This is a genomic window from Rhizobium sp. YS-1r (genome assembly GCF_000757525.1).
Taxonomy (GTDB): domain Bacteria; phylum Pseudomonadota; class Alphaproteobacteria; order Rhizobiales; family Rhizobiaceae; genus Neorhizobium; species Neorhizobium petrolearium.
The window spans coordinates 13,033-30,184 of sequence record NZ_JPYQ01000004.1; the positions used below are offsets into that span (position 1 = coordinate 13,033).

A 17,152-nucleotide genomic window follows, 5' to 3' on the forward strand; every position below is an offset into this window, starting at 1 on the left:
TCTGGAAAAATTCGACTTTGACAGCCGCTTAGAAAGCGGGTCTGCTTGCTTTGGAGTGATTATCGACCGGGTGTCGCCAGCGCGATAAACCGCGTCAGAAAATCAGTCTCGATCGAAATGGAGGTGCATCGTATAGCATGAGCCAGTCGCTGGATCTTTGGAGCATGAAGTGTTTCATCATTCTGGCCGAAGAACTGCATTTCGGCCGGGCGGCGACCCGGCTGAACATGACCCAGCCGACGCTCAGCCAGCAAATTCGCAAACTTGAATCCATTTTTGGCGTTCAACTTTTCATCCGATCGACCCGAAGCGTGGAACTGACGCCCTCGGGTGCAACATTTCTGCCTCTTGCCCGCGAAGCGCTGATCAAGCTCGAAGAGGCGGTTCTGTTGTCGAAGCTGGCCGCGGGCGGCATGTCGCCTGGCGGCGAACAACTCAAGATTGGCGCGATCGGCCCTGCAGCGCATCGGCTTCTGCCATTGATATTGCGGCGTTTTCGCAACCGCTTTCCCAAAACGCGCCTGGATGTCAGGATTTTCGATTCATCGGAGATTCTGCGCGCCCTTGAGCGCGGAGAATATGATATCGGCATCATGCGCCCGCCGACCAACGCCAACTTCATCCGTTTCCGCCCGCTCATGTCGGATCGCTTCGTGGCGGTCATCCCAAAGAATTCTCCGCTGGCGCGCAGGCCATCGTTGCGACTTTCGGACTTCATCGGACAGGACGTGTTCACGCTGAAGCGCTTCGAGCTTTCAAGTTTCAGAGCCATACATGACCAGATCATCGAAGCGGGGATCGAAGCGGATTCAAGCTTCAAGGTTTCCAGCACCACTGCGGCACTGGCAATGGCTTCGGCCGGGCTGGGGATTACCTTCCTTCCGGAATGGATCGAGAGCATTGTCGATAGCGAAGTCGTTCTGCGCCGTGTGGAGGATTTGAGCGAGGAAATTTCCACGGGAATTGCCTGGCGCGCGGACAATCCGATCCCTGGGATCCTTCCCTTCGTTGAATTCGCAGAACTCATTTCCCGTCGGCTGTAAGTGAACCATGGCTGCATCGTCTAACCGGCCAGGAAAATTGCTCGACAACGATGATGGCCCTCCTGTTCGGCGACATTCAGGCAATCGCCATTGATAGGTCTTTGGCATTTATTGATTGGCGATGTTTATAAATCGGATGCAAATTCAATTGGACGAACTGCGCGATGACGCGCGACATTCATCCCGGGAACCAACAGGAACTGGGAAAAATCATGAAAACACCCACAATCACCGCGGCGGCATTGTTGACGACAGTCACGGTCGGCCATTGCGAGCAGCTGATCGTTAATAGCTATGGCGGACCCTATGAAGCTATTATTATGGAGCGGATCATCAAGCCGTTCGAAGACAAGACCGGTATCAGCGTCGTTTACGACCCGGTAGGCTCGTCCTCTCAGGACTACGCGAAGATCAAGGCGACCAACGGTCGGCCAGGTTTCGACGTCGTCGTCATGACAGCATCTCAATCGCTTGATGGCTGCAAGGACGGCCTGCTGGAAAAATTCACCTCCGCGACAGTCCCCAATCTTGAAAAACTGAGCCCGGCCATCAACAAGATCGCCGGCGAATGCGGTGCGGTTCATGAACTGCAGTACATGTCCCTTCTCTGGCGGACCGACAAGCTGAAGGCCGCGCCAAGCTCGTGGGCCGCCCTATTCGACAGCGAGCTCAAGGGGAAAGTCATCCTGCCGACGTTCCAGAACATCATGGCGGCAAACCTCATGCAGGTCCTGTCCGTCAAGAATGGCGGGGACCTGTTGAACAACGTCGATCCCGGCTTCAAGGCGATGGCGCAGCTTGCGAAACAGTCGGTCGGTTTCGAGCAGTCCTCAGCCGTGATGGAGACCTACGTCAAGGACGGTCAGGTATGGGCGATGCCCTTCTGGAACGGCCGCGCGCAATTGCTCGTCGATACCGGCATGCCGGTCGACTATATCAAGCCGGCCGAGGGGACAATTCCGCTTATTGCGACGCTCAACGTTCCGGTGGGAACCCAGAACAAGGAGGCCGCAATGAAATTCGTCAATTTCTTTCTCGAAAAATCCAGCCAGGAAGCCTGGGTGACGGGCTACAAAGTGGGCAGCGCGCGCAGCGACATCGATGTGCCGGATGCCGTACGTGCCAAACAGATCACCACCGAAGAGGATCTGGACAAGCTTCTCCTGCCCGACCTTTCCATTATGGCCGCCAAGCTTCCGGAATGGGGTGATCGCTGGGAACGGGAAGTCGTTCACGCTGCGAACTGAAAGCAAGCCTGATGACGATAGTTGCAACGGATTCACCTGCGGCGCCGGCACTCCGCAGGTTCGCATTGCGCGGATATGTTCCGCTTTTCCCACCATTCGCCGTGCTGCTGCTCTTCTTTGCCGTGCCGATCGGCATGATGATCGGCATCAGCTTCCAGGATCCGAAGACCGCCCAATTCAGCCTCGGAAGCTATCAGCGCTTCCTCACCGACGGACTGATCATCGCCGGCCTTTTCCGCACGATGCTGATGTCAGGGCTCGTGGCGATCTGTGTGACGGTGATGGCCTACCCGGTTGCCTATTTTCTGGCGCGATCGACATCGCGCTGGAGAGCCATCGTCTTCGCGTTGGCGATCGCACCGGAACTGGCCGGCGTGGTGCTGCGAACCTATGGCTGGCTGATCATCCTGGAAGACAGGGGTTTCGTCAACGACGCCCTCATCTGGCTCGGTCTCGCTTCCTCACCGCTTCCCCTGGCGAAGAACCTTTTCGGCGTCGTCGTGGGGCTCACCCATGTTGTGCTTCCTTTCGGCATTCTGGCTCTTCTCACGAGCATTCAGGGCATCGATCCGAATATCGAAAAAGCGGCACAAATTCTGGGGGCATCGCGCCTTTCGGTCATCCGTCACATCCTGCTGCCGCTGTCCATACCGGGCATCGTCAGCTCCCTCCTGATCTCCTTCACCATGGCGGCGAGCGCCTATGCGACCCCTGCCCTGCTGGGCGGCGCCCGCTTCAAGGTTTTGGCGACGATGATCTCCGAGCAGATCATGTTTTACATCAACTGGCCCATGGCGGCGGTCATGGCGATCGTGCTTTTGGTTCTGATGCTCGCAATCACCTTTGCTGGCGGCCGGGTGGAGACCCGCCTCCATAAGAAACTGAACGTCTAGGAGGCCGGCACCATGAACCGTCTGCTTTCCGGCCTGTTTTGGATTTCGCTCTGCCTCATCCTGGCCTTCATCACGCTGCCTCTGCTCGTCGTGGTGGCGGCATCGCTGAGCCCCTCGTCCATGGTGACCTTTTCGCCGGCCGACTGGACCATGAAATGGTACGCCGCGCTGTGGGCATCCAAATGGCTCGACCCGTTCATCCTCAGTGTCAAGATCGCGGTCATCGTTTCGCTGGTCAGCGGTGTGCTCGGCGCACTGGGAGCCTATGCGGTCGCATACGAAAAATGCCCCGGCAGCGAGGCGATCATGGCCTTTCTCCTGTCGCCGCTTGCCGTACCGCAAATCGTCAAGGGCGTGGCGATCGTACTCTTCCTGTCTTCGGCCGGTCTCTACACGCTCCTCGGAACTCCGGGACTGATTGCCGGGCACATCGTCCTGACGCTTCCGTTTGCGGCGAGAATGATCGCGACGTCCATTTACAATTTCGACAAGAACCTCGATCGGGCGGCGCAGATTCTGGGCGCCAGCAAATGGCAGCGCGTCCGCCACATCCTGCTGCCGCTTATTAAGCCCGGCCTTTTCTCCGGCATGACCTTTGCATTCATCATTTCCTTCAACAACATTCCGCTGTCGGTCTTCCTCGTGCGGCCCGGGCAGACAACTTTGCCGATCACGGTCATCAACTACATGGAATACAGCCTCGACCCGGTTCTGGCCGCCGTCAATGTGGCGTCCTTGATCTTCATCCTGACAACCATATTCCTCTTCGAAAAACTGGGCGGCTTTTCCGCACAGATCCACGGTGGAAGCAAATGAGCGATATCGACATCGAACTGATCTCTGTCCGCAAGACCTACGGCAACGCCCTCGTCGTCGGCGACATCAGCCTGTCCATTCCGAAGGGCGAGTTCGTCAGCCTGCTCGGGCCATCGGGCTGCGGCAAGACGACGACCCTCAACATGATTGCCGGGTTTCAAGAGCCGACAGGAGGAGAGATCCGGATCAGGGGCAGGAACCAGGCAGGCGTACCACCCGAGAAGCGCAACATCGGGCTGGTCTTTCAAAACTATGCGCTCTTCCCCCATATGACGGTTGCCGAGAATGTCGCCTTTGGCCTCAAGATGAAAGGCGTCCCCCGCGCCGAAATCGACCAGACTGTGAATACGGCACTCAAAAGCGTTCATCTGGAGGGTTTCGAAGCGCGTTATCCTAAGGAGTTGTCCGGCGGACAACAGCAGCGCACGGCGCTCGCCCGTGCGATCGCGCCGCGACCGTCGGTGCTCCTTCTTGACGAGCCGCTTTCCAATCTCGACCTCAAACTGCGGGAGGCCATGCGGGTCGAGCTCAAGGAAATCCAGCAACAGCTCGCAATGACGTTCGTTTACGTCACCCATGACCAGGAAGAGGCCATGGCGATGTCGGACCGCGTGGTCGTGATGTCAGGCGGCGTGATCGCGCAACAAGACAAGCCGGAGAATATCTATAATGCGCCCCGCACCAGCTTTGTGGCTGATTTCATCGGAAAATCCAACATTCTCCCCGTGTCTGCCGTGCGTGCGACGGGAGATCAGCGGGAGATCACGATCAACCACAGCAATATCTCGCTGGCTGTCGGAAGCGATCAAGCCGGCCCACCGGCGGCGAGATTTTGCTGCATTCGCCCCGAGGACGTCAGGATCATTGGCGCTGAGGCTTCTGCCGAAGGTGCCAACGTCTTGGACGGGACTATTTCCAAGATCGTCAATCTCGGCGCGCACCTGGACCTATGGGTTACTGTCGATCGCGATATCACGATCAAAGCCCTCGTTCGCTCCAGCCGCAGTGATCAACTCAAGACGGGCAATCACGTCAGCATTTCCATCGCACCTGCGGCGATCCGCCTGCTTAACGAGTGAATAAAGACAGTCCATGGGAGGATTCGCTTGTAGGGCGTAGCGGATCAGTTAGCTTCCAAATCTGCCCTTTCAACGGACCGCCGCCCAAATTTCCTGCCATGCCGCGAATTCGGAGGGCCGGATGCGGTAGCGCGCGAAATTGCCTTCGTGCAAGCTGAGAATTTCCCGTTCCGCCATCTCCCGAAACCGCTCGCGGTCAGGTTCTTCGATGTTTTTCGTTACCGACGAGCCAATATGGGCGACAGCTGCTTTGCGATTCATACCGTTGCGCACGATCTCGCCTACTATGGTTTGCAACGCATCTCGATAGCGCAAGCGGAACGGATCTGGCTCACCGAGTGATTGACGCACCGCAGCATAGCGCGCTGCCGAACGCTCATACGCCCATATGAACATGTCTTTGAGCAGGTCGATTCGATTCATTTCGTACACGCCAAGTATAGCATCGGTGTATGTCTGGCGCTGTACATCGGTAAACGAAAGCGGCGATAGGTTGCGCTTGATGAGCGGTATATTCGCAGCAAGCCGCAAAACCCGCTTGTTCACATCGTCGAAAGGCTGAAGGTAAGGTAGCTGCACCATCACGAAGAACGCCTGCTCGAAGGGGCTCGTGATGGCCGCCGCAGTTGCGAGTATCTGATCGAAACATTCTTCGATAACGGCAGGATTTTCGAGCGGATGAAATGCCGACCGTTCGATGCCTACACTGATATGGCGTAGCCGTCCTGCTGCACCTTCATCGGCGAGCAGGTTGTTGGCCAGCATCGCGTGAAGATTGAGAATCGTATAGCGGTTGAAGCCGATTTCTTCGGCAGTACCCACCAAGAACTCGATAGCATCCTTATGGTTGAGGATCATCTGAGCTTCGAGACGCTCTTTTCCTTCGGCTTCCTCACCGAAGTCAATCAGCCGCTTGGTATCGAGCAACGAATAGGTGTTGCCTTCAAGTCGGCTCGAATTCCATGACAGGTCTATCAGCAGCCGGTTCAGGATTAGTTTGGCGTATGTGCCGGCCGGTTGTTCCCCGGTTTCAGCTGTGCCGACTCTTTGAAGATGTGCTCGTTCACGCTCATCCAGATATGTGCTGACATTCGGCCTGTATGAATCCAGAAACGCCCTGTCGTAACCGACTGGATTGCGGCGTTCGACAGGCTGGCGGACGTACGCCAGCACTTCTTTTCCACCTCCGGACAAGGGGATCACCGCTTCTTCGGCAGCAGCGAGTGCAGCCTCGCCTCGAGCTTCCGCAGGCGGATAGTATTTCGTCCAGCGGCGCTCCCCTTCTCGGAGGAGACGGCCATTCTCAACTAGGAACGCAAGGTGCCGCTGAAGGGTACGGGTCGGAATGTTCACCGTAAGCGCCGCTGTAATTTGGCCAAGCGTAACACCGCCCGATTGGGCGCGAACTATGGCTTCGATTGCCTTCAACTCCTCCTCTGGCAATGGCTTGGCCATTTTAACTCCTTGATGGCGTATAGACTTTTATGCGCCATCTAACTGCGGATATACGCCATTAAGCCACATATAAGCGCCACTATCAAACCTATACGCCATTAAATGGCGCATAGGGGTCGAAATGTGGCGCATAGACAGAATATGCGCCATAAAACCTACTATGCTGATTTTGCCGATGTCGCGATGAACATCGATGCCCCAGCTGCCGAGCAGTTCGGCGACAATGCCGGACGTGCGGACCTCTTCAAAGCCGATTTCCGGATATTGATGACGATCATGGCGGATGGCGGTCAGTTCGCGGGCGTAAGCAGCGATGCGCTCAATAACGGGCATGTTCGAAAACCTTGATGGCGAAAGATGGTAGCGAGCCGACGCCGCATGTGCAGCACCGGCTGAAGAGGGATTGCGGCTTCAGGCTGCCGTGGATTTCGGACCTGAGGCCAGTCCGTCATAAGAGATAGACAGGTGTCGCGGATCAGACGACCAATCGCCGCCGCCAAGAAAAAGGTGGTCCGGTCTGCCGGTCGCATCGAAACCAAGTCTCACCGGCTCGCCGTGACTGCCGAACCCGTTGGCAAGTACGATTCTTCCTTCGGCCGCGCCGGTGATTTCGAGTTCAGCCTCATCAGTGAACGGTTTAGGGGCGCCGGGATTGGCAATGAAAACCTTGTCCCCCATCGGCACGAGGTCGATAGCGGTCCAAAGCGACCACCATCGGCTGGCCCAATCTGCAACGCGCTCCGCCGGGGCGCCATGCTTGCTGAAACGGTCCATGATCGAGACGATGCCTTCAAGCCAGGCATTTGCCGGACCATCAATGGAATTGGTGACGACTGAGAGACTGATACCCCAGTCCGGGATTGTCGCCGACCGGCTGATGAAACCGGGAAAGGAGCCGCCGTGGCCGATCAAGGCATGGCCGCTGGCTTCCATCAGCATCGTGCCCAAGCCATAGTAGCGTGGTTCGCAACTATGCGGCACCTGCCAATGCCGCCGCGTCATTTCGCGCCGGCTGGCGGGCGAAAGGATGCTTGTTTCCGCCGCCGGATCAAGGCTTGCAAAAAAGCGAGCAAGATCACCTGCGGTACTCACGAAACCCGTGGCGGCAGCAAGCGCGAAGGTCGGCTGGTGCCCGTTGATCACGCCGCGACCAAAGGGCAGACGACCGCTATGGCCGAAGGCGAGCGGCGCACCCGGCGCGACCGGCATGTCCGGTGTCGTCTGCTCCAGGCCTGAGGCCGCAACGACTTCGCGGGAGATCCAGCCGATATAGGGTTCGCCGGTTATTGCTTCGATCGCGAAGCCGAGCAGGCCAAAACCGAGATTGGAATACTTGAAGCGGGTATTGGCGTCGATCACCAGCGGCAATGCCAATTCTTCGCGCAGCGCCGGATCGTCGAAGAAGGGAGCAGTGACTTGCCAATGGGAGGAACGGCGCCCGTCGCGCATGATGCCGGCTGCGTGAGAAAGCAATTGCGCAATAGTGGTTTCAGCCACCGTGGCATCGAGACCCGGGACATATTTGCCGATCTTGTCGTCGAGATGCAGCTTGCCCGCTTCCTGGAGCTTCATGATGCCAGTGGCGGTGAAGGTTTTGGAATGCGAAGCCACGCGAAAACGATGTTCTGGCGTCAGTGCTTTGCCGGTCCTCAGATCGGCCGTCCCTAATGCGCGGCTGAAAACGAGCTCGCTCTTCTTCGCGACCGCCACAACACAGCCGGGCTGTTCCGTCAGCTGCATCTGGAAACCCATCCAGCGCTCGACGTAGGCGAGCGCTGCATCCAACCATTCCGTCATGAGTTTACTCCCCATCCTTATGTGTATTCGATTAACCGTTCGATGCCGCGGCCGTCATGGGCCCCGCATCGATTGAAGCACTTTCAGCAGCCCAGCAGGCGACGCCATGGCCATCTTTTGCCGTCACCAGTGAAGGTTCCGCTTCGGCGCAACGGGCGAAGGCCAATGGGCATCGATTGCGGAAGCGACAGCCCGTCGGCAGATTGGCGGGATCCGGAGGGTCGCCGAGCCGTGGCACCGGGTCGTCGCGCCGGGCGATATCCATGGTGGGTACCGCGGCGAGCAGAGCACGCGTGTAGGGATGGCGTGGACTGGAAAACAGTGCGTGAGTGGGTGCGATTTCAACGATGCGGCCGTAATACATGACCGCCACTCGGTCGGCGATATATTCAACGACTGCGAGATTGTGCGAGACGAATAGGAGCGCCAGTTCGAATTCCGCCTTGAGGTCGCTGAGCAGGTTGAGGATCTGTGCCTGCACGGAAACGTCGAGTGCGGATACTGGCTCGTCGCAAACGATCAGGCTCGGTTTGAGGATCAGCGCGCGAGCAATGCCGATGCGCTGCAACTGGCCGCCGGATAGCTCGTGTGGATAACGGAACCGATGTTCGGGTCTCAATCCCACCTTTCTGAAGATCCCGGCCACGGCTTCTTCGCGTTCGCTGGGGTCGAGCAATTCCTGAATATCGAGCCCCATGCGCACGGACGAGCCGACCGTCCTGCGCGGGTCGAAGCATGCGCGTGGGTTTTGGAAGATCAGTTGAGCAAAGCGGCGCTGCTGCTTCAGTTCGGCCGAGCTAAGCGCGAAGAGGTCCTGATTGCGGAACCGCACATTGCCGGCGCTGGGTCTCTGCAGGGCGATGACAGTGCGGCCAAGCGTCGACTTACCACAACCGGACTCCCCGACCAGTCCCAACGTTTCACCGCGGTTGAGGGTCAGGCTGACGCCATCGACCGCGCTGACATGGCCGACGACACCGCCAAACAGGCCCTTACGGATGGGGTACCGAACATGCAATCCGTTGACATCGAGAAGTGGAGGCAGGCTCATGATCAGGCTCCCATCGTCATCGGGGTCGAATATATCCCGTCCGCCTGGGGCAGAGCCCAGCAGCGGGCAGAATGGTGTTCGGAGATCGGGATGAAGGGCGGCAGCTCGCCGAGACAAGCTGAAAGCCCAAGGTTTGCGCGGAGCTCGCAGCGGGGGGCAAAGGCGCAACCCGGCATCGGCTGGCTAAGATCCGGTATGCTGCCAGGGATATCTCTTAGCCGCAGGCCGCCCATCTGGCCTAGCCGTGGCGCAGCATCAAGCAGGCCGCGGGCATAGGGATGACTGGGCACCGTAAGCATCGGAGCCACCGGTCCCTCCTCAACGATGCGGCCGGCATACATAACAGCGACACGGTCGGCGAGGCGAGCGACGACGCCGAGGTCATGGGTGACGAGCATCAACGAGGTGCCGAAATCACGACAGCTGTCACGCAAAAGCTCGAGGATCTGGGCCTGGATGGTGACATCGAGTGCCGTTGTCGGCTCGTCGGCGATCAGCAGCCGAGGCCTCAGCGCGAGCGCGACAGCGATCATCACACGCTGCGCCTGACCGCCGGAAAGCTGATGCGGATAGGCGAGTGCTTTTTCCTCTGGTGCTGGAATGCCAACGGAGTGCAAGAGCGTCACGGCTTTGTCCCAGGCGGCCTTTCGGCTCAATTTCTCCTGTTGGCGCAGAGGCTCTGCGACCTGCCAGCCGATGCGCCTTACCGGATTGAGACAACTTTGCGGCTGCTGAAAGATGATGCCGATGTCGCGGCCTCGCCAACCGGACAGTTCACGGTTGGACATGGCAAGCACATCTTTGCCGTCGAACAGAATACTGCCGCCGATGATACGGCCCGGAGATTGTATGAGCCTGAGGATGGAAAGCGCCAGCACGGATTTGCCGGAACCGGATTCTCCGACGAGGCCAAGGATCTCGCCGGCGCCGATCTTTAGATCGATGCCTTGGACGGCGTTGACGGGGTTGCGTCCGGAACCGAATTGCGTCTTCAGCCCCTTGATATCGAGCAATGTATGAGGAGATCTGATTCCTGCTGTCATAACTCAGCTCCGCGGATCAAGGACGTCACGCAGCCCGTTGCCCAGAATGTTCATGCCGAAGATCGAGATGAACAGGGCCATGCCGGGGGCTGCCACCGCCCACCAGGCGGAGAACAGATACGTGCGCGAATTGACGAGCATCGCGCCCCATTCAGGTGCCGGCGGCTGGGTGCCCAGCCCGGCGAAAGAGAGCGCAGAAGCGATCAGGGCCGAGAGCGGCGTGGCGAAGGCGAGATAGACGATGAGCGGCGACATGACATTCGGCAAGACTGTGCCGAACAGGATTTCCGCGTCACTTGCCCCAAGCGCCCTTGCGCTCGTCACATAATCCTCACGCTTCACCGTCAGCACGGAGCTGCGCACCAGCCGCGCATAGCCGGGAATGCCTGCAATACCCACGGCTGCCATGCCGGTCCAAAGGCTCGGGCCAAGGATCGCAACGACCACCAGCACGAGTAGAATGTAAGGAAACGCCAACAGGATATCGATGATCCGCATGATGATGCTGTCAGTGAGCGCCGAACCTGCGCCGGCGATAAGTCCAAGCAACGTGCCAATGGTTGCCGAGATCGATGCCGTGATCAGACAGATGAGGAGGAAATAGCGCGTTCCAAAGATGATGCGGCTCAAAAGATCGCGGCCGACCTCGTCTGTCCCAAACCAATGTTGAAAGCTTGGTGGTTTGAGGCGTTGAACGGGATTGATCTTGAATGGATCGTAAGGCGCGATCCAAGCAGCAAAGGCGGCGAGCAGCAGTAACGCAAGCACCACCGAGCCACCGACAACGGCCGCACGGTTGCGGAGCAATTTGCCAGCCATGACCCGCCAGCGTGGTATGATCGCAACAATCGGTTCTTCGAGGACGACGGTGCTCATGATACGAGCTCCACACGCGGATCGAGCCAGGCATACATAATGTCGGCCACGAGATTGATAATGAGATAGGTGGCAGCGCTGATCAGGATGATCGCTTGGGTGAGCGCGAAATCGCGCCATTGGATAGCATTCACCGCCAGTTCGCCGATGCCGTGCCAGGAGAAGATCGTCTCAACGATGAAAGCACCGCCGAGCAGATTGCCGATCTGTAAGCCGACGACGGTCAGCACGACGATCAAAGCATTGGGGAGTGCATGGCGGAAGATCAGCGCCGTCTCGCTTTGCCCGCGCGCTCGTGCCGCCAGAATATAATCGCGCCGCATCACGTCGATCATATTGCTGCGCGCCACTTGAGAGAGCGGAGCCGCCTCGATGATGCCGAGCGCGAAGGCCGGCAGGATGATCGCCATCCAGCCATGTGGTACGACGGGCAGGATCCTGAGCCAGACCGAGAAGACGAGGATCAGCAGCAGGCCGAAGAAGAAGGCCGGCATGGATATGCCGAACAATCCCACCGTCGTCGCCGTCACATCAAGCCACGTATTGCGGCGGGCGGCCGCGAGAATGCCCGTCGTCAATCCCAATACCAGCGCGATCACGAGCGACAGCGCTGTCAGCAGGATCGTATTGACATAGCGATAGCCGATCTCGTCGATCACCGGCTTGCGCAATCGGATGGACTCGCCGAAATCGCCCTGCATGAGGTCGCCGACATAGATGAAGAACTGCTGGTACCACGGCAGGTCGAGGTGATATTTCGCCCGAAGTGTGGCGATTGCCTGGGCCGCTTCCTTTTCCGACAACTGCCCCTGATACATCGCGGTGACCGCGTCCGTCGGGATCAGCGCCTTCATGAGGAAGGTGATCAGCAAAATACCGATCACCACCGGTACCAGGAGCAGCAGACGTCTGACAACGTACTGCGCCATTGCGGATTACCCCGTGATCTTCAGGTCGGAAGCGTAGAGCCGGCCGAGGAAGTCGAGGCGATAGCCTTCGAGCTCACTGCGGACCACCGTTATCGGCCAGTCGGTCAGCAGCGGCAGGATCAAGCGGTCCTCGAGGATTGCCTTTTGCCCATCGCTGACGAACTGGAAGCGCTTTGCCGGATCGAGCGCTGCATCGGCAGAATCGAGCGCCTGATCGATGGCGGGATTGGCCGGCAGGAGCTGGCGATGGCCCGGCGAGCGGAACAGTTGCGACATGACGCTTGGGTCGGGCCAGGTCCAACGGTTGAGGTCCATGTCCCAGTCCGGTTTCAGCAGCCCCGGATAGAAGGTGCCCCAGTCGGCGGTGCCGACATCGACCTGGATGCCGACATCTGCAAGATTTGCCTGGATGACGGCAAGGGCGCGTTCCGTCGTGCTGCTGGCATAGCTGCGCACAGTGAATTTGGCCTGCATGCTGCCCTTGGCGCGGATGTCGCCAGAAACCTTCCAGCCAGCTGCATCAAGGAGTGCCTTGGCCTTTTCCGGGTCGTAGGGCGTGCCGTATTTTTGAGCGACGGTGTCATCGTAACCCGGAATACCGCGCGACAGCGGGCCGAGCGCGATCTTACCATTACCGCCGAACGCGGCGGCCAACACGGACTCTCGATCGATTGCGTAGCTCACGGCCTCGCGGAAAGCTTTGTCGTCAAAAGGCGGCTTCTTGTAGTCGAACTCCATGAACATCAGGTTCTTGGCGTTCTGGTCGTTTATGATGTTGAACTGCTTGTCGCCTTCGAGCGGGCGCACGGCATCCGCCGTCAAAAGGGCCGCCTGCAATTCGCCTGTCTGCAGCGCGGAGGTGACGACGCCCTCTTCGGCCAGCACGTTGAGCACAATGCGATCGAGATAGGCCGGTCCCTGATTCTTGGCGTCAGGGCGGTATTGCTTGAATTCGGCATTCCGGACGAGCTCAATGCTGGTGCCAGGCGTCCAGTTACCGAATTTGAATGGACCGGTTCCAACCGGATGACGCGGGTAGGCTGAACCAGCTGCCTTGACGGCCGTTGGCGAGTTGAAGCCGAAATAGGACAAGCCGAGCAGATTGATGAACGGCGCGAATGGCTTGGAGAAGGTGAAGACAACGGTCATGTCGTCCGAGGTCTCAACCTTCTGAAGAGGATTGATCATTGCCCGCGACGGTGATGCGTTCTTCGGGTCCATGACGGTGTCGAAATGGAATTTTACGGCCGCTGCGTTGAAAGGCGTGCCGTCATGAAAGACCTTGCCGGGCTTCAGCTTGAAGGTGATGACCTTGCCGTCGGCGCTTGGCTCCCAGCTTTCAGCGAGCCAGGGCTTCGCTTGTCCTTTCTCGTCCAGGTAGACGAGCGATTCCAGGAGATAGTTTCCGAGCACCTCACTGACCACGAGCGAGATGCTCTGCACATTATAAAGGCCCTCGGGATCAATGGTTAGGCGAAAACGCGCCACTTTTTCGGCCTGGGCGAAAGCCGGTTGGGAAATGCCCATTGCCAGCGCACCCAGGGCCGAGGCCGATGCAAGCGTGAATTGACGGCGATTCAGCATGAAATTCCCCTTTTTTATGAGGGAATGTTTTCCGTGGTGCCCCTGATCATATAGAGCCTCACGCCCCTCTAATCCGAATATTTACTCGGATTTGTGAACGGCGCAAGAGGATGTTTTTTGCAGTGCAAATTTCTTGCCAAATATGCAAAGAAGCCAGGCCAGAAGGCATATAAACGGGAAATGACGGCGTGGCGGAGAAGAGAAGCCCGGTTCAGGCGCGGTCGCGCAAGATCAAGGCAACCATCATGGAAGCAGCGCATGATGTGATGCGTGACCGGGGCATCCGTGCGATCACCACCAATGCGGTTGCCGAACGGGCCGGCGTCAAGGTCGGTTCGATCTACGACTACTTCCCCAACAAGGAAGCGATCATCGCAGAGATCTACGAGGAAAAGCTGGCGCAGGTGCGAAGTTTCCTCGAAGCAGGATCGCAGAAGATCGAAAGGAAAGCCTGGCGCACGCAGCTTGCCGATCTCCTGCGCGACACATGGAGCTATCAGCTTGGCATCGGACTTGACCGGACCATCGTCGACGCCTCCTACTATTACGAGGACCTGCTGCGCATCGCTCGTGCCCATTCGCAATTGTTCGCATCCAATTACGTGCAGTTGCTCAAGCGGCTAGGTTCCCCTTGGAGCGAGAACGAGTTGTTTGATCTCGGGATCAGCATCTATACGCTGGTGAATGCGACATGGAGTTATTGGCGCCTGACGGAAACCCAGGAGGCGATCGCCATAGAGCGACAAATCACGCTTACGATCACGCTGATCGAACCAGCTTTCGAAGCACGGCCACATAACGACCGAGACACCGCGCCCGCCAATCCACCGGTGGCGAGCAACTGACCGCCCTCCGCTGGATTAGGATTATCCCTGTAGACTGTGGCTCAGCGCGACTTTGGCCCCGCCTGCGCTCTTTCCTGGATGGGGAAGGAGCTGTTGACCCGCTGTTTTGTGGCCGAGCGACGCTTGTGAAGGGAACCGAACCCTCGCCAGGTTAGATCAAATCAGCAAGGAGCTGATCGGAAAGCGAATCCGCCAGGCAACGGAAAACCGAACTCATCGAGAGAACGGATTAGCAAAAGCTCGAGCGAAGGTTGGAGGGACTGGGATTGACGCCATCAGTCAGTCCATATGGCCGCCGGGTAAACCATGCCGGCTCAAATACCCGTTCCCTTCGCCAGATCGTCGCGCACGTCCTTCCTCGGTTTTTCGCTGAGAGGCGGCCGGTCAAGAGCTTCAACCTTGAGGCTAGAGGACCCTCACGTGTCACAAGGGTGTGTTTTTAAAGAGATAAGCGCTTTGTTGGAATTGTCCCGAATGCAACAAAGGAGAACCGCTATGGCTGATATCGACACCAGCAAATTGTCTTGGGACGAATGGGACGAGTTACAGAATCCGCCCCCGGCCGAGACCGATTTCGACCGCGTTGTCGAATCGGCCATTTCGCGCCGCGGCTTCCTCGGCGGTATCCTCGCCGTCGGTTCGGCCGCCGCCGTCATGGGAACGCTCGGCAATCTGGCGTCCTCCACCTCTGCCCAGGCGCAGGACGCCGCTTCGCGCTTCGCATTCAAGCCGATCCCGGCCTTCACGGACAACACCGTGCACGTCCCTGAAGGCTATACCTGGAAGCCGCTCGCAAAGTGGGGCCAACCCCTGTTTTCCAACGTTCCGGATATCGATCCTGTCAACGGCGTCAGCGTCGAAAACTCGGATAAGGTCTTTGGCGAAAACACCGACGGCATGGAACTGTTCGTGATTGGCGATCATCAGGTCATCGCCGTCAACCATGAATATGTGAACAACGAAACCAATCTTCCGCACAATGAAAAGGGCATGCCGAAGAGCGCCGACGACGTGAAGATCCTGCAGAACCTGCAGGGCGTCACCGTCATGGAAGTCGCCGAACGCGAAAACGGCTGGGAAATCGTGCTCGACAGCCCGTTCAACCGCCGCATTACCCATCTGACGCCCATGAAGATCGCCGGGCCGGCCGCCGGCTCCGATCTCATCAAGACCGAAGCCGACCCGAACGGCACGGACTGTCTCGGGACCTTCAACAACTGTGGCGCCGGCAAGACGCCGTGGGGCACCTATCTCACCTGCGAGGAGAACTTCAACGGCTACTTCGGCTCGACCGATCCGAACTTTATCATGCCCGACGACTTCAAGCGCTACGGCATCGCGGTCGAAACGCGATATGGCTACGAGACCTTCGATCCCCGTTTCGACGTCTCGAAGAACCCGAACGAGCCGCGCCGCGCCGGCTATGTCGTGGAAATCGATCCGTCGGATGTCTCCTCGTCGCCGATCAAGCGCACCGCGCTCGGCCGCATCAAGCATGAGAACGCCGCCGTCGTGATCGCTCGCGATGGCCGGGTGGTCGTCTATATGGGTGACGACGAGCGTGGCGAATTCCTCTACAAATATGTCTCAAACGGCGTCTACGTGCCGGGCGGCGACACATCCAAGCTGCTCGACGAAGGCACGCTCTACGTTGCCAAGTTCGTCGATGACGGCAACGGCGAGTGGCTGGCGCTGACGCCGGAAACGACCGGTATGAAAATGGACGAGATCTGCGTCTTTACCCGCCAGGCGGCCTCCAAGGTCGGCGCCACGACCATGGACCGTCCGGAATGGGTCGCCATCAACCCGGTCGCAATCGAAGCCTATTGCGCGCTTACCAACAACACCAATCGTGGCGTGAAGAAGAATGCCGGCGGCGACGAAATGCCGGTTGGTGGTGCGAACCCGCGCGAGAAGAACGCATACGGCCAGATCGTGCGCTGGTATCCGGAAAACGAGGATCATGCCGGCGGCAAGTTCAAGTGGGACCTCTTCGTGATGGCCGGCAACCCGGACGTCCACAAGGACGCCTATGCCGGTTCGTCCAACATCAACTCCGGCAACATGTTCAATTCCCCGGACGGCATGATGTTCGACTCGACTGGCCTCTTGTGGATCCAGACGGATGGTGAAGACACCAATGAAGGCGACTTCCTCGGCCAGGGCAACAACCAGATGCTCGCCGGAGATCCGGCGACCGGCCGCATCGAACGTTTCCTGACCGGCCCGAAGGGCGGGGAAGTCACCGGCATGACCTGGTCGGCGGACAAGCGGACGGTGTTCGTCGGCATTCAGCACCCCGACGCGCCCTTCCCCGACGGCGAAGGCAAATTGCCACGCTCGACGGTCGTTGCAATCAAGCGCGCCGACAATGCGCTTGTCGGATAGCCGTTAATTGTCTCGACAACGGTTTGGGGGCGCCGGTTTCAGCGCCCCCTCCTAGTTCCCAATGTCGCGCACATCGCAGTTCGTATGCCGCTTTGCAATGAGATTG

14 protein-coding genes and 1 pseudogene are annotated in these 17,152 nt (G+C 58.5%); 7 read left to right on the forward strand and 8 right to left on the reverse strand.

Features of this window, described 5'->3' with window-relative positions:
• Window positions 1-137: 137 nt before the first annotated feature.
• The 5 genes from JL39_RS03870 (at window position 138) to JL39_RS03890 (ending at window position 5,078) form a co-directional block, all read left to right on the forward strand.
• The gene (locus JL39_RS03870; RefSeq protein ID WP_037146480.1) at window positions 138-1,043 is read left to right on the forward strand and encodes a LysR family transcriptional regulator; all 906 of its coding nucleotides are present in this window, start codon (window positions 138-140) and stop codon (window positions 1,041-1,043) included.
• Between the two features lie 212 nt (window positions 1,044-1,255).
• Entirely contained in the window at window positions 1,256-2,290 is a 1,035-nt protein-coding gene (locus JL39_RS03875; protein ID WP_037146481.1) for an ABC transporter substrate-binding protein, read from the forward strand.
• Between the two features lie 11 nt (window positions 2,291-2,301).
• Window positions 2,302-3,183 (forward strand): ABC transporter permease, encoded by an 882-nt coding sequence (locus JL39_RS03880; RefSeq protein ID WP_037146482.1) that lies wholly within the window; start codon window positions 2,302-2,304, stop codon window positions 3,181-3,183.
• 12 nt (window positions 3,184-3,195) lie between these two features.
• Entirely contained in the window at window positions 3,196-3,999 is an 804-nt protein-coding gene (locus tag JL39_RS03885; RefSeq protein WP_037146483.1) for an ABC transporter permease, read from the forward strand.
• Window positions 3,996-5,078 carry an ABC transporter ATP-binding protein gene (locus JL39_RS03890; protein WP_037146484.1) on the forward strand — a complete coding sequence of 361 codons (1,083 nt, stop codon included), beginning with the start codon at window positions 3,996-3,998 and terminating at the stop codon, window positions 5,076-5,078. Before JL39_RS03885 ends, JL39_RS03890 begins: the two co-directional genes overlap by 4 nt.
• 69 nt (window positions 5,079-5,147) lie before the next feature.
• Here the strand turns inward: JL39_RS03890 and JL39_RS03895 are convergent, their stop codons facing one another.
• From JL39_RS03895 to JL39_RS03930, 8 genes and pseudogenes are all read right to left on the reverse strand, one after another.
• Window positions 5,148-6,533, reverse strand: coding sequence for a Fic family protein (locus tag JL39_RS03895; RefSeq protein WP_037146485.1), 1,386 nt, complete (start codon window positions 6,531-6,533; stop codon window positions 5,148-5,150).
• A 153-nt stretch (window positions 6,534-6,686) separates the two neighbouring features.
• A pseudogene (locus tag JL39_RS30785) lies at window positions 6,687-6,866 on the reverse strand (amidohydrolase); the annotation flags it as partial.
• A 78-nt stretch (window positions 6,867-6,944) separates the two neighbouring features.
• Entirely contained in the window at window positions 6,945-8,330 is a 1,386-nt protein-coding gene (locus JL39_RS03905; protein ID WP_081952703.1) for a serine hydrolase domain-containing protein, read from the reverse strand.
• A gap of 31 nt (window positions 8,331-8,361) precedes the next feature.
• Entirely contained in the window at window positions 8,362-9,381 is a 1,020-nt protein-coding gene (locus tag JL39_RS03910) for an oligopeptide/dipeptide ABC transporter ATP-binding protein (protein ID WP_052182651.1), read from the reverse strand.
• Window positions 9,382-9,383: 2 nt separating this feature from the next.
• Window positions 9,384-10,424, reverse strand: coding sequence for an ABC transporter ATP-binding protein (locus tag JL39_RS03915; protein WP_037146487.1), 1,041 nt, complete (start codon window positions 10,422-10,424; stop codon window positions 9,384-9,386).
• 3 nt (window positions 10,425-10,427) lie between these two features.
• Window positions 10,428-11,300: an ABC transporter permease gene (locus tag JL39_RS03920; protein ID WP_200883912.1), complete on the reverse strand. Its 873-nt coding sequence runs from the start codon at window positions 11,298-11,300 to the stop codon at window positions 10,428-10,430.
• The gene (locus JL39_RS03925) at window positions 11,297-12,229 is read right to left on the reverse strand and encodes an ABC transporter permease (RefSeq protein ID WP_037146488.1); all 933 of its coding nucleotides are present in this window, start codon (window positions 12,227-12,229) and stop codon (window positions 11,297-11,299) included. Before JL39_RS03925 ends, JL39_RS03920 begins: the two co-directional genes overlap by 4 nt.
• Before the next feature lie 6 nt (window positions 12,230-12,235).
• A complete protein-coding gene (locus JL39_RS03930) occupies window positions 12,236-13,813 on the reverse strand; it encodes an ABC transporter substrate-binding protein (protein ID WP_037146490.1) in 1,578 nt (525 codons plus the stop codon).
• Between the two features lie 188 nt (window positions 13,814-14,001).
• Between JL39_RS03930 and JL39_RS30440 the strand changes: the two genes are divergently transcribed.
• Window positions 14,002-14,658, forward strand: a complete 657-nt coding sequence (locus JL39_RS30440) for a TetR/AcrR family transcriptional regulator (protein ID WP_052182652.1) — start codon at window positions 14,002-14,004, stop codon at window positions 14,656-14,658.
• Between the two features lie 495 nt (window positions 14,659-15,153).
• Window positions 15,154-17,046, forward strand: coding sequence for a PhoX family phosphatase (locus JL39_RS03940; RefSeq protein ID WP_037146492.1), 1,893 nt, complete (start codon window positions 15,154-15,156; stop codon window positions 17,044-17,046).
• The last annotated feature ends 106 nt before the right edge of the window (window positions 17,047-17,152 follow it).